Here is a 14,558-nt window from a genome sequence, read left to right as displayed (position 1 = left end):
CGGCATCAGCCAGAAAGCAGGCCAGGAGCCACGTGCACGAGGAAGCTTTGCGCGCATCTCCGCTTTTCCATACAGGAATTCCATTTTACCAAGCGACACCAATCGTGCGGAAGACCAGGGTGCATTGGGATCACCGGTTGGAAAATCTTTTTTCCCGGTAATGATCAGGTTCCCATTTCTCACCCTCGCATTATCCCGTGCTGCATCGGTATACACCTGCTGCTCATTATTGATCCAGCCTTTCGGACGTGCATCGATCGACCATTTCGTTGGGTCCGGCAATCCATCCACTTCAAATTCATCATTATAGATCATCGTCCAGTCTGGATTTCCATCAAACACTACCGATCCCTTTGCATTGTATGCAGCTGCATTGGGGTTTTGTAATTCACTTCCATTTATGGAAAGAGAAAAAACAGTCCTTGAATAGTTAACCGCCGAATTACCTGCCAGTGTTATCCTGGCCATGGTATCATTGACCCTTGCAATACTGCCAACAGACACACCCGGTGGCAATGCAGAGCTGATCCAGCCAGCCGGATCAAGCACCGGCTTGAAAATATTACCATGCAGGTTCACGTCGATGAACTTCCCACTCTCCGCTCCCATGGGAATATTGGTGGGCGTGAAATACAGGCTGGTTGGGTTCGGCGCCTGGATCTGATCAAAATACAGAATGCCATTTGCCTTCTTACCATCGATAAACTGAATGGCGATCCTGTTCAGGTCTGTCCGGTTATTGATACCTGTGAATGTGAACACCGCTTCTTCCCATTGATTCACATTCTTTATACGGTAAGTCTGAAATACAGCCTGCGTATAATCTGTGCCGGGCTGGAGCTTGAACATCACATCTTCTTTCACATTGCTGTACACCATCATCCGGAAAGTGGCACCGGCACTCAGATCGAGCGGAGATGATAGCGTAACAGCTGCCGCCATATATGGCGAGCAGCTGGTATCTTTTGTAAATTTTGCTGTGTGTGAAGTTGAGTTTACAGAGGATGGACCTGGATTGGGCGCATTGAAGATCACAGACCCTGTTGCACCGGAGCCGGCATTATAGATCCACATACCGGATGCAGGCCCGTTTCCCTGCATATCATCAATCAACAAAAACTGTGCATCGAGCTTGTCTATGCATGCCAGGATGCAAAGACAAACCAGGAGTAAAATCTTTCTCATATGGCAATTATTTTATGTTTCTGACGAAGGAGTGAGCAGAAGCGCCTGCTCTACTGTGGAATGAACAGTATGGCATCAGCCGGAAGATATCCGTCTGCATTGGCATTACTGATCTCAATATATCCTTTCTGATCTTTTGAAAATTTATGTATGCCCAGGCTTACCCATTCACCGGAGGTCTGTCCTTCAACGATGATCTCGGCGGGTTTTATCACCATGCTTTTATTTCCAGATGCACCATTTATCTGAATGGGGATCTGAGAGCTCATTTCCTTTAATTTGGGAATGTAGATATACACCTGGTAATCGCCATCGGTGGAAATGGAAGGCGCAAACTGAATGGATTTCGCTTCTTTTCCCTTGCTGCTGTCAACCAGCATGGAGCTGCCGTAAGCACCTTTTTTCAACACCTGCCAGTTACCAATTACTGTAACGCCGGTCTTATCATCATTGTCTACCAGTACTTCCGGAACTTTTCCATTCATCAGCGGATCTGTCTTCAGTTTTGCCTGCAGCTTTTTAATATCCACCTGGTGTACGTCATTTCCATTTTCTATCGCTAAAGCAGCGGCAATAGCAGCAGACTGGCCAAGCACCATGAATACAGGTTCCATACGGATGGAGCCGTAAGCAATATGAGAAGCCGACAGACATACCGGCACCAGCAGGTTATCGCACTCTCCTTTCTTCGGGATCAGCGAGCGGTAAGAAATAGGGTACGGACCGAATCCCCCGATCTCTACATTTCCTTCATTCTTCACCATACCATTCACCACCAGTCGCTGACAGTTATGAGAGTCCATGGTGTAAGCAGCCATACCTACAGCATCTTCCGCCACTTCGCGTCCTTCACAGTTGTGCTGCGTCATCACATAAGCACCTACCATGCGGCGTGATTCGCGGACATACATTTGTAGCGACCAGTTGCCGTTATCCGTATATTCATCTTTTGGATAGCCCCATTGCAGCATCTGGTTTCTCAGGTGCTCAGGCATGCGTGGATCATGGCCGATGAAATACAGGAGGCCTTTTGTATAGTCTTCATGCTCTTTCTGGATCTTTTTCCTGGTGGCATAATCCGCTTCGGGATAATTATGGTTATAGCCGATCATATCTGTTGAGATCGGTCCATTATTATTGATATCCGTTTTATTATTCGGCATCAGGTCAAACTTCAGAAAACCCCAGAGGTCACCGGGCACTTTCTTTTGCAGGTAGCGAAGCAGTAATTCATACCGCGTACTATCGTAATTATCCGGACGGGTAATTTCAACCCGGTTCTCCGGTTTATTGCTCAGACAGATCCTGAAATTATAGGCCTGCACTTTTTTATCGCCGGCTCCTCTTTCAGCCAACTGCCCATCACTTACACCCCAGACCAGACCGCTTGACGAGTCGCCCGGAACTTTATACGGATCGATCCCATCCGGGAACTGGTGACCTTCCAGCAATTGCACGCCATTATAGGTTTCATTGTACAGACTGTTCGCTTCGCGACCCACAGTGTAAGTAACACCTGCGCGCGCCATCACATCGCCTTCGTAAGAACAATCGATGAACATGCTGGCAGCGATCTGCTTACTTGCGCCATCTTCTTTCTGAACTGTTATGCTGCTGATCTTCGTTCCTGTCTTTTCCACTTTTTCCACGCGGTGGCCATAGATCACCTGCACGCCTGCCTCCTGGATGTATTGCTTCATCACATCTTCAGCTACGCTGGGCTCGAAGATCCATTGTTCAAACTTGCCATAGTGTTTTCCTATGCGGCGATACACATCCAGCGAAAGGCCGCTGATCGCGTACTTATTGCCGATATCGGTATAACCCAGTCCACCGGTGGTCAATCCACCCAGATGAAAACCAGGCTCTATGAGAATAACTTTCTTATTCATCTTTACAGCGGTGTATGCAGCAATCACACCAGCTGCATTACCGCCATAGATACATATATCTGTTTTATCTTCTCCGGTTTTACAACCTGCTATAGATACTACTATTAAACTGCAAACAGCAAACAGAACTGAATACTTCATGATCTTCTTTTTTATTCAATACACTGGTTAGTAGCCGGGGTTCTGATCCACGGTAGGGTTCAGCGCGGTATTTCCATTGAACTCCCGCGGAGGGATCGGCCATAACATATGTTTGTCTTTGAGTACCAGGTTTTCCACCTGCTGAATCGTTTCTTTCCAGATGCCCAGTCTTTTCAGATCAAACCAGTGTTTCCCTTCTCCTACTGTTTCATATCCACGCTCCAGCACTACACGTCTCACAAAGGAATTAAGGTCCGGATAATCGGCCAGTTTCAGGTCAACAGTTGCATCAGGTGTATTCACCGGTTTACCATAAGCCCTGCGGCGGACCATGTTCAGCTTTTCAAGCGCGTCCGCCGTAGGTGCGCCATTCATGCTGGCTTCAGCTTCTGCGTAAAACAAAAGAAGATCTGCATAACGGTATAAAGGATAATCATTATTTCCCTGAGCAATGGTTGCCGAGCGGTCACTGAACTTCTTAACCAGCACCGTTGATTTGGCAGTTACACCAACATCAGAAGGATACCAGGTAAAATAATAGCGCAGATCGTTACGGTCCCAGTTTGCCAGGAAGGGATTCAGAGAATCACTGTAAATAGTACTGAAACCTCCCGGTGGAAAATGCGTGGTCTTTGCCGCATGCAGGTATGCCAGGTACTGGTAGCCCTGTCCGGATACCTTGGAGGAATACTTGAAGTAGAAGATCTCTTCTGAAGTATTGTTGGCATCCCGTCCGAATATCTTTTCAAAATCATCCCTTACAGTCACATTCACCAGTGAGTATTTCTTTGAATCGATCACTTCCCAGGCGGCTTTTCTGGCCAGATCATATTTCTCCAGTGTCAGGTATACTTCAGCCAGCACGGTTTTGGCCGTCCATTTGGAAGGCGTACCAACAAGCCGTGGATTGTCAGGAAGATTGTTCTCAGCAAAAACCAGGTCCTGCTGAATCAGGTCATAGATTTTGGCAGCACTGCTTTTAGGTACATTGATGGAATCGATATTATTCTCATCATGCAAGGGTACACCTGCCCAGTTCCTTACTACGTGGAAATAGAACAGGCCTCTCATGAAACGCGCTTCAGCAACATATCTCGCTTCTTCGGCATCCGTGATCTGTTTGGCCAGCGGCGCCTTTTTTATAATGATATTCGCATTGCGGATGCCCTTGTAAAAGTTATTCCAGGTATCGGTGATACGACCAACATTGGTATTGTCCAGTCCATCATATGCATTCATCGGGGCGAAGCTGCCACGGCCATACATATATTCAGTATTGATCTCATGCTGGATGGTATAGAAACCACCAAAGGTGGAGAGGTACCGGACCGTTTCATAGATAGCATTCAGGCCTGCTTCCATTTCCACCGGAGTATTGTAAAAATTCTCCACGGCAATCTGCTGTGGATTTTCTTCCAAGAACTTAGAGCAGGATGTAAGCGCCAGCGCACAAACAACTGCCAATCCAAAAATATTTTTCATATCGAAATGATTTAAAACTTCTGATTAAAATCCGCAACGGAAACCAATGGTAACAGACTTGTTGTTTGGATACACTGTATAGTCAACACCCTGTGCAATGGATGTTGAAGAGCCATAGGCATTCACTTCGGGATCATAGCCGGAGTAATTGGTGATCCTGATCATATTCTGCGCGCTCACATAGAGCTGGGCAGATTTCACATGTTTGATCTTCCAGTTCTGAACAGGAAGTGAATAAGCGAGCATGATATTCCTGAGCTTCAGGTACGATCCGTCTTCTATGAATCTTGTGGACACGTTGCCATTGATCTTACTGGTTGGCTTGGGATATTTTGCATTGGTGTTTTCGGGCGTCCAGTGGTTTGTATACACATCTTCGGGCTGGTTCAATCCCCATCCCATATCCAGTGTGCTGGCTTTATTGAGGTTGAAGATGTCATTGCCCTGTGAGCCCTGGAAGAACAGGGTCAGTTCAAAATCCCTGAAACGAGTAACCGAGTTCAGCGCATAGATGAAATCAGGGTTGGGGTCTCCGATGATGCTTCTGTCGAGCGCATTGATAGACCCATCCGCCACCTTGTCTTCGTATTTGATCAATCCGTTATCTGTATAACCGATCTCTTTATATCCATAAAATGCAAACACTGGCTCACCCTCACGCAGGATATTCACATAATCATTTAGGTTGCCGGTGAAGATATTGGAGCCTACAATGTCCTGGCCTTTGTACAGTTTCTCCACCCTGTTGCGGTTGAATGCGATATTACCGCCCAGCGTCCATTTCCAGTCGCTGTTATCCACCACAGTGGCATCGATCCCTATCTCCACACCACGGTTGCTGATCTCCCCTACGTTCTGCAAGGCATCTTCATAGCCGAAAGAAGTGGGCAACTGCACCTTGTTCAGGAGGTCGGTGGTTCTCTTGTAATAATAATCGGCGGTGATGCGCACTTTGTTATTGAACAGTCCAGCATCGATACCAATATCTACCTGGTCCGTCTTCTCCCATTTCAGGTTTCCGGGATATTCCTTGCGTGGCGCATAGCTGATAACCAGATCATCGCCAAAGATGGTATTATACACCTGGAGGATATTGAGGGTCTGGTAAGCATTGATGGAAGTATTTCCTGTACGGCCGTAGGATGCTCTCAGTTTCAGATCTGACACGATGCGCGAGTTCTGCAGGAACGGTTCATTGGAAACCCTCCAGGCAATGGCCGCTGAAGGGAAATTCTGCCAGCGGGAATCTTTGGAATAGGCGGAATAACCATCGCGGCGGAAACTGAAAGTCAAAAGATAACGCTGGTCAAATGCATAGTTCACACGGCCTACGAATGAAGACAAAGCTGTTCTGGAATATCCTGAATTGGGAAGGCCAGGTACGCTGGCCGATTGCAGGTTTCCTGTGTTGACGGTGTTGCTGAGAAAACCCTGGGCATTGCCTGAGCCCATATTCGAAGCTTTGTCCAGCTGATTGGCCACGCCGGCCACCACATCCAGTGCATGTTTGCCCGCAATCGTTTTTTTATAGTTGACGATATTCTCATTGAGCAGGCTGGTGAACTGGTTGGTGTTCACACTGGCATACCCTGCTGAGTTCAACGCGTAAGGCTCCCGGTTAGTGAAGTTATCATTGCGGGTATTATTGTTCATTACGTTGCCGGATACCCTGAACTCAAGGTCTTTCAACAGTTTCACACGAAGGTTCAGGTTGGCTACAAAATCATCTGATTTTGTGCCGGCAGACGCTTCATTCTTTGTTGCAACAGGGTTGATAATGGCGTTGGAAATAAAGGAATAGAGCGTATTCAATCTTACATAACGGCCATTGGCATCATAAGGACCTACAGTTGGCGGAGCGAACAACATACCTCCGAACATATCACTTCCCCTGTTACCCGGTGTGGATCCCTGGTGAGTGCGGTCACTCCTGGTATAAGCACTGGTATACGTTACGCTGAAAACCTTACTGATCTCATGGCTAAGGTTCACTCTTACTGAATACCTGTTATAGTCTGAATTAGGAATGATCCCCTGTTGAGAGAAGAGGCCGCCGGAAAGGAAAAAGCTTGTTTTATCATTTCCACCCGCAACACTCACGTTGCTGGTGTAAACAGGCGCATTGCGCAACATCAGGTCCTGCCAGTCGGTTCCCGGCATATTTTTAAAAGAATCCAGTTGTGCCTGGGAAAAATAAGGGGCTATATTATCATTTTTTGCCTGCTCATTATACAGCGAGGCATATTGGAACGGGTTCAGCAGTTTCATTTTTTTTGTGATCGACTGCACGCTATAACCCATATCCACATTCACTCTTGTCGGTTGATTCTTTTTACCGCCGCGCGTAGTGATGATCACAACACCATTACTGCCTCTTGATCCATACATGGCAGTTGAGGAGGCATCTTTCAGAATTTCCATCGATTCGATATCCGCATTCTGCAGGTAAGTGGGTGTGCTGGGAAAACCATCTATGATATACAATGGTTCATTTCCACCCAGGATGGAGTTGGCGCCGCGGATCCTCACGCTGACAGGCGCACCGGGCAAGCCACTGTTCTGCATCACCCTTACGCCGGAAGCACGGCCACTCATGGCCTGCAATACATTGGTAGTGGGAAATGAACTGAGGTCCGCTCCTTTTACCTGGGAAACGGATCCGGTAAGGTCGCCTTTCTTTACCCTGCCATAGGCCACAATAACAACGTCCTCCCCTATCTTCTGATCAGGAGTCAGAGTAATTTCGATAGAAGTACGATTCCCAACAGCAATTTCCTTTGATTCAAATCCGATAAAGGAGATCACGAGAATATCATTAGGCTGCGCTTCTATGGAAAACCTTCCTTCTGCATCAGTACTGATACCTGTCTTTTTATTTTTCACTACCACAGAAGCCCCGGAAAGCGGCTTGCCCTGGTCATCCAGTACTCTGCCGGTCACAGTGAGCGGTACTGGTGCATCTGCTTCAGTCACCTTCTCAACAGTTTTTTTTCTTATAACGATAGTGGTACCTACGATTATATATTCAAGCGGCTGATCTTTTAAACAGGCTTTCAGTACATCTTCAATGGGTGCGTTGGAAAAATGTACATCTACCTTTTTTGTTTTTGCCAGCTGATCCGCATCGAAAAAGAACACATAATTCGTTTGCTTTTCGATGGTCTGAAAGATCTTTTTCAGCGGCGCATTTTTCTCTGAAACGGAAATAGACTGACTAATGCCTGTAGCGCTTACCTGCAAGCAGGCCACCAACATGAGAAAGGCAATCAATTTCATAATAAGCATCGATTTGGCTATCGGGGATCGCTGCAGATGCCAGCGGCCCGACAAAAGATTAATTTGCATACATTTGACTTGTTTAGTGTATTAGAAAGTCTACCCCAGAATGGTGGCTTCAAAGCATTAAATGTCAAGCTGGAAGTGTTCGCTGCACTTCTGGCTTTTTTAATGCCTGAGCTTTTTTATATTTATTTGTTGATAACGGTGATTGTTTTTCCTTCGACCCTGAATTTCACATCGCTTAATTCCAGGATCCTGAGAACATCATTTAAAGGGCTCAACCTGGAGATCTTTCCGCCGAATTTTCTCTCCGGCACAGCGCCTTCAAATTTTACGGATACATCATACCAGCGTTCTATCTGACGCATTAACTGATCGAAGCGATCTGCATTGAACTGGAAATAATCATTCTTCCAGGCCAGTGCCTGCTGTATATCAGCATCATTGACCATCTTCATGCTTCCATGTTCTCCCTGCAAAGCCTGTTGACCGGGCTTCAGCAAAAGCTGCCGGGATGCTGCGCTAACACGCACTGCGCCGTCCACCAGCGTTGTTGCGGTGATGGTTTCATTTTCATAGGCCATGATATTGAATCGGGTGCCGAGAACATCCACTTTCAGGTCTTTTACTTCCACCAGGAAGGGCTGTGCAGCATTGGAAGTCACTTCAAAATATGCTTCTCCTTTCAACACCACTCCGCGCGTTTTTCCGGTAAATGCGGTTGGATAACGGAGGCTGCTTTCAGCATTCAGCCAAACTTTGCTGCCATCGGGAAGCGTCAGCCGGTATTTGCCACCCCTGGGCGTTGCGATGGTATTGAACAATACTTCGTTTGCCTGTTTATTATCTGCCTGGTATGACAATTCACCATTGTTGAGTTTGACAACGTTCACTCCCCCCTGCGTAGCGAGCACACCATCCTGCGCATCATTCAGGGCTACCACGGAACCATCGGCCAGCGTGAGCATGGCCTTATTACCACCGGGCTGGATCTCAGTAGAACTGAGTACTGAACCGGATGGCTGCTCTGCAATAGTTTGAGCGCTGTTGCTGATCACAAACCGGTAAATGCCCAAACCTGCAGCTATAAAGATTGCTGCGGCTGAGGCATATTTCCACCAATTTCTTTTAAATGAAGAGGTAATAACAGGCGCGGGAGATGTTTCCGGATGCTGATGAAGCTTTTCCCATATTTCTTTAAATGCATCGCCGGAAGAATATTCAGCGGAAATTTCCTGTTTTTGTTCGTAAACGGAATTGAGCAATTCCGGAACAAGACTGCTGTTGTCTTTATCATTGATCAGCTCTTTCAACTGCCTGAGCTCAGGAGCAGAGAGCTTTTGATCCATTACATATTTGTCCCAAAGCAGTCGTAGGGTTTCTTGTTTAGTCATATGGCTTCGTATGCGTTAAAGCCGGATTTTCCGGCAGCATGCAATCAAATGACGGATGAAAAAGAAAGAGGAATGCGTCTGTTCAAAAAAATAATTCAGGAAAATAAAAAGATGGCAATCCAGCCGGTAAGTGATTCATACTGATAGTGTGAGAGGTATTTGCGAACGGCAGCCAGTGCTCTTACCATGTATGATTTGGAAGTAACGCGTGTGATATTCATGCGCTCAGCAATTTCAGCATGACTGAGCCTTTCAAACCTGCTCAGCCTGAATACCTGCTGCATCTGTGGGGGAAGATTGTCCACGGCATTGTGAAGGAGCTGCTCCAGTTCCCGGTATTCGGCATCTTCGCCAGGCGTGGCGGCATCTTCAGCGAAATAGCCGGTCAGGTACTCTTCGTTTTCAGTGGTAAAAACCTTTTTTCGCAGCAGATCGATAGCGAGATTGCGCGACACCACATTCAGATAAGCGGAAAAGTTTTTGACTTCTTTCAGTTGTTCACGATGGTGCCACACCTTCATGAATGTGTCCTGTACAAGGTCTTTAGCGAGCTCGGGGGACTTCAGTATCTTGAGGCCTACGGCATGGATCTGCCCGGAATGCCGTTCAAAGATCACTCTGAACGCATATTGATCACCTTCAGCGAGGCGTTGGATCAATACAACTTCATTATATGATGGAAGTACAGACAAGCAGCAGCATCGTTAGTGCACTAAAGTAATAAAAAAATTAAGGTTACAAAAAAATAAAGGACCGCACCACTGCGGTCCTTTTCAGGGTTTAGGGGCCTATCGTGCAGGTCAGGGAATCAATACCCTGTACGCCTTACCTGCAACAACACATTGATAAATACCTTTACTGAGATGTCCTACGGACAACTGATGCGTGCCTGCAGACAATTGTTGCTTCAGCACCAGTGCTCCCTGGCTATTGAATACTGTTACAGGACCAGTTTGCTGGATGGTCAGCGTAAGCAGTCCACCTGTTGCTATGGTAGTGACCTTATCAGCATTCCTGCCAGTGCTCTTTACTGACACTATGATTTCTTTACTCAAGCTTGAATTATTATCAAGGTCACGCTGACGCAATCTGTATGTATTATTACCAGCTACAGGATCGGCATGCACAAAAGCATACCGCTTCACGGTATTACTTTGGCCTGCTGCAGCCACCGTTCCGGCAAGTGCCCAGTCGCGTCCTTCAGCCCTGTACTCTACCAGGAAATCACGTGTATTACTTTCAGCCAGTGTTGACCATTCCAGCAGCACTTTATCATCTTTCAGTTTGCCGGTGAAATCGCCCCAGGTGAGTGGCAGCGGGCTGTTGAAAGACATCACAGAAAACGGAGAGAAGGTTCCGGTGTAACCGGTCAGTGTCATTTTATTGGTGCCTGACACTGAGGTCCCTTCGGCTTTCACCCAGCCACGTCCGTTATGGTGCCACACCAGGGGATCAACAAGCGTAGCCGCTTCACCTTCGTTCCAGTTGAACTCAAAATCAACTCCTGCGCCGCCATTGGCAGTTTCCTTATTGATATCCCAGGTCCTGCGCACTACCATGGTTGTTTGTGCAATTCCTGATACACCATTGGGATATACACCATCGGCAACGTTCACGCTGAAATAATCTGCTGCTCCTGAATTATTGGTAATAACAAGAGGATTGTATGCAGACCTTCCGACAGGGAAAGTGGTTGCGGTACCGTTTGGCACCAGGAATCTGAACCTGCCATTGGGACCTGTACTGATGTAAGAGGTGCTTGTAAAGTCTGGCATTTCTGTGAGCGTGAGGGTACCATTGTACACCGTCAATGGATAGTCTTCACTCAACGTCAGTTTTCCTGTAATGGTAGCATCGCCGTTTACCTCATAAAAGGTTCTGTTGGCCAGCACAAATACTTTTTCTGATCCGAAGTCAGGGGGATTGTAACCACCGGATGATCCGTTTGGATTGGCCGTCCAGTTACTCAGCTGCGCCAGGTTGGTAAATCCTGTAGTAGGATAAAATGTGGGCGGGCTCTGGATGGTGTTTTTATATAACCTTACACTATTCTCACCAGGGTAGATCCCCAGGATATCCAGCGCGCCATCTCCATTCATATCCCTTACATGGAGATCAATCAGGTTATGGCCGGATGCAGTAAGCGGCACTACTTCAAAACTAAAATTTCCTGCCCCGGTGGAAGTATTTTTCAGCATCACCAAACCTGAAATACCGGAAGTGCTCAACACGATATCCGGTTTTGAATCATTGTTCAGGTCTCCGATGGCGAGGCCTGTTACAACTCCGAACTGAGCCGCAACAATATCCAGGCGTGTTCCCAGCGTAATAGTTCCGGAAGTACTGAGATTAGGGAAAACATTTACGGTAGCGTTGGAAATATTTCCAAGAATGATATCATCTTTTCCGTCTCCATCAAGGTCGGCTACTTTGAGTTCCCGCGTTCTGTTACCGGAAATGGCCACTCCATTGGATACGGTATAAGTAAAATTAGCAGCAGTGGCATTGGCAGTGGTGGTGTTCCTGGCAGTGAACAGCAGGGCATTATTGTAACCGCCTCCGATCACCAGGTCCATTTTGCCATCTCTGTCGAGGTCGGCCACACGGCCTACTTCCCATGAGGCCGATTTGCTGTTGCTTTTATTGGCCGCTGCAAATGAAAGATCATTGGCAATATTGGTATTGGTGTTTTCCAGGGCATAGATCTGGTCCTGCACACCGTACAGGCCCATCACATCTATCTTACCATCGTTATTGAAATCAACAGGATTGGGCGAAAAAGTATAGGAAGAGCCGGTAGCCACAAGATTGCCAAGCACAGGGTTTCCATTGCTCAATCCATTATTTTTCAGGAAACCGGAACCTGCGTATCCGGGAACGGCCACCATATAGTCCAGGTCGCCATCACCATCCCAATCGGCGGCGGACATGCTACCGATATTCTGGGAGGAAGTGCTGGTGAAGGTCACATTTCTTTGAGTGGACCCGCCACCCATATTTCCAGTATTAAAAGTGAGATTATTGAATCCACTGGGGATCACAACATCCGGCAGGCGGTCATTATTGATATCGCCAATAAAATATTTGTTGTTGGGAACGTTGGTATTCATCGTTCCCTGGGCGGGGAAACTGCCTGTGAGCAGGAAGGTGCCGGGCGTATAATCATATCCCCTTGCAGAGGTAAAAGTGATCAGGAATTTCCTGGAAGAATAACAGGAATTGGTGGTGCCAGTATTGGTATAATGAAAAAAATCCCATTCGGCATATTCAGGTACAGTAACAGTGAGTGAGGTTGCTGAAGCTGATGTGATGGTACATCTCATGCCCCCGAGCCAGACAATATTCCGGGAAGCAGTGGTATTGAAATTGGTACCGGTGATGGTGACAACTGTACCGGCGGGACCCGATAAAGGAGTAAAAGAACTGATCACTGGGATCTGGGAAATAGCGGAGAGACTGCATAGCAGTAAAAGAGCCGTGTAAAGTTTTTTCATAAATAACGAATTAGCAGGCTCACTAACGCAGACAGCTTGTCAGCAGTTCAGTGAACGAGGATGGGTGAAATATCAGCCGCAAAGATATTTTCACGTATCCGCTATCGTTATAAGTGTGGGGTTCTGTTGGTAGCGATTTTGTAAATCCGCACCAATGAAAAGGTATTCACACAATCGTATCCCCTTTGTCCACGGTACCTGTGTACCTACCAGGCGTATCTCCTGTAACTTTTTTGAAGGCTTTGAAGAAAGATGATTTGGATACGAAACCGGACTGTTGTCCGATGGCTTCCAATGTCAATTCGGCAGCACGGCCGGAACTGATGAGCTCTTTAGCATACTCTACGCGCAGCCCGTTCCGGTAATCATTGAAAGGTTGCTCCCTTACTTCCCTGAAATAAAAGCTGAGATGATGCGCAGGGATATTGATAAGATGAGAAAGTTTCAAAAGATTGAACTCGGGTTCCAGGAATGGTTGCTGTTGGTGCATGCATGTATCGATGGCATCCCCGATCTTATCGAGATAGGATTGTTCCAGTTGCAGCCCGGACGGTCTTGATCCATCAGTGGTTTCAATTTCTTCTTTTTCTTCACCGGGTTGTTCATTTTTTTCCGGAATAGCCGGTAACGCCGCTCCTCTCCTTTCAAAGTCAGGCAGGCCATAGAGCACCTGCGGAAAAAGGAAGGGGGTCAGCAGCAGGCCGATCAGCGCAAAAGCAGTGACGAATTCAAGGTCCGTCACTTTCAGGAACTGCAATGCGGTGCTGCCCGGCCAGCGCGCGATGAGGAAGAGCAGGAAGCTCATGAAAAGCATGAACTGAAAAATGATGAACAGCCAGATCCACCTGTTCATGATCTTTTGCTGTTTTGCCAGGTATCTTCCCGCCGCATGTTTACGTTGATGCCGGATGAACAGGAACAATATGTAAACCGTATATAAAACAGCTATCAATGGCCGGCTGATGAACACCACCTGGAGGCCCAGCCATTTGGCAAAATAATTCACGTTATGCTCAGCCATGAATTCCACGTTGGCAACAATCTGCTCAGCAATGCCCATTTTATGGGACCAGGGTGTTATCACGTAATGGAAAGCTGCCGAAAAATGGATAATGGCTGGCAAAAAATGCCAGCAGTCTTTCCACCGCAACCTGGCATCATCCTTCAGCACACTCCGTACATAAAAATAGGCCATGGGACCTGTGAGATAAAACACACTGGCCAGGTTCACATACAAAACGGCAATCCAGAAAGCGGATTTCTCGTAAACAAAAATATGATGGTAGAAAGTATATAAGCTGACCAGGAAGAAGAATACACTCAGGTAAATTGAAGATTTATATCGCCTGCCATTGAAATAAAGCAATAATAATGATAATAGTAAACCGAGCAGGGACAGATATAAAAGCATTCACATAGGTTCTGGCCTGCAAATATATTGTTGTCAATTGTATATCAGGACTATTTAATAAGTTTTAATGCAACCCTGAGCCACCAGTGAAGGGTTCGTAGCAAATAGCCTTTTAAACAATTGACCACTAGTCATATATTCATTAAATATTTGTTGGTTATTATAATAAAATACAGATTATTCCGTTCTGACATATATAGACTTACTCTCAGTTTACTGTAAGAGTAAATATCTAATATTCAATTTGTACCTTATTAATTAACCAACTATTACTGCCAGC

8 protein-coding genes are annotated in these 14,558 nt (G+C 46.6%); all 8 read right to left on the bottom strand.

All coding sequences use genetic code 11. From position 1 onward, the window contains the following. Window positions 1-1,185: glycoside hydrolase family 16 protein (locus ACTHMC_RS27335; RefSeq protein ID WP_440418219.1), on the bottom strand; the 1,185-nt coding region annotated here is incomplete at its 3' end. A gap of 50 nt (window positions 1,186-1,235) precedes the next feature. Beyond that, window positions 1,236-3,218 carry an FAD-dependent oxidoreductase gene (locus ACTHMC_RS27330; RefSeq protein ID WP_440418217.1) on the bottom strand — a complete coding sequence of 661 codons (1,983 nt, stop codon included), beginning with the start codon at window positions 3,216-3,218 and terminating at the stop codon, window positions 1,236-1,238. 27 nt (window positions 3,219-3,245) lie between these two features. Next, window positions 3,246-4,700 carry a RagB/SusD family nutrient uptake outer membrane protein gene (locus ACTHMC_RS27325; protein WP_440418215.1) on the bottom strand — a complete coding sequence of 485 codons (1,455 nt, stop codon included), beginning with the start codon at window positions 4,698-4,700 and terminating at the stop codon, window positions 3,246-3,248. Window positions 4,701-4,724: 24 nt separating this feature from the next. Next, on the bottom strand, window positions 4,725-7,976 hold the full coding sequence (locus ACTHMC_RS27320) for a TonB-dependent receptor (RefSeq protein WP_440418214.1): 3,252 nt from the start codon (window positions 7,974-7,976) through the stop codon (window positions 4,725-4,727). Between the two features lie 191 nt (window positions 7,977-8,167). Further along, entirely contained in the window at window positions 8,168-9,373 is a 1,206-nt protein-coding gene (locus ACTHMC_RS27315) for a FecR family protein (protein ID WP_440418212.1), read from the bottom strand. A gap of 95 nt (window positions 9,374-9,468) precedes the next feature. After that, window positions 9,469-10,032 carry an RNA polymerase sigma factor gene (locus ACTHMC_RS27310; RefSeq protein ID WP_440418211.1) on the bottom strand — a complete coding sequence of 188 codons (564 nt, stop codon included), beginning with the start codon at window positions 10,030-10,032 and terminating at the stop codon, window positions 9,469-9,471. Window positions 10,033-10,173: 141 nt separating this feature from the next. Further along, a complete protein-coding gene (locus ACTHMC_RS27305; protein WP_440418209.1) occupies window positions 10,174-12,867 on the bottom strand; it encodes an FG-GAP-like repeat-containing protein in 2,694 nt (897 codons plus the stop codon). Window positions 12,868-13,033: 166 nt separating this feature from the next. Beyond that, window positions 13,034-14,278: a helix-turn-helix domain-containing protein gene (locus ACTHMC_RS27300; protein WP_440418208.1), complete on the bottom strand. Its 1,245-nt coding sequence runs from the start codon at window positions 14,276-14,278 to the stop codon at window positions 13,034-13,036. Window positions 14,279-14,558 lie beyond the last annotated feature (280 nt).

The organism is Pseudobacter sp. (genome assembly GCF_051955275.1).
Classification (GTDB): domain Bacteria; phylum Bacteroidota; class Bacteroidia; order Chitinophagales; family Chitinophagaceae; genus Pseudobacter.
The sequence above is the reverse complement of the archived record's forward strand: the minus strand, read 5'-3'. Positions and strand labels throughout refer to the sequence as shown.

Bases quoted from the DNA above. Each gene is read 5' to 3' on its own strand.
- ACTHMC_RS27330 (WP_440418217.1), bottom strand. From the start codon at position 3,218: ATGAAGTATTCAGTTCTGTTTGCTGTTTGCAGTTTAATAGTAGTATCT.
- ACTHMC_RS27325 (WP_440418215.1), bottom strand. From the start codon at position 4,700: ATGAAAAATATTTTTGGATTGGCAGTTGTTTGTGCGCTGGCGCTTACA.
- ACTHMC_RS27300 (WP_440418208.1), bottom strand. From the start codon at position 14,278: ATGCTTTTATATCTGTCCCTGCTCGGTTTACTATTATCATTATTATTG.
- ACTHMC_RS27315 (WP_440418212.1), bottom strand. From the start codon at position 9,373: ATGACTAAACAAGAAACCCTACGACTGCTTTGGGACAAATATGTAATG.
- ACTHMC_RS27320 (WP_440418214.1), bottom strand. From the start codon at position 7,976: ATGAAATTGATTGCCTTTCTCATGTTGGTGGCCTGCTTGCAGGTAAGC.
- ACTHMC_RS27305 (WP_440418209.1), bottom strand. From the start codon at position 12,867: ATGAAAAAACTTTACACGGCTCTTTTACTGCTATGCAGTCTCTCCGCT.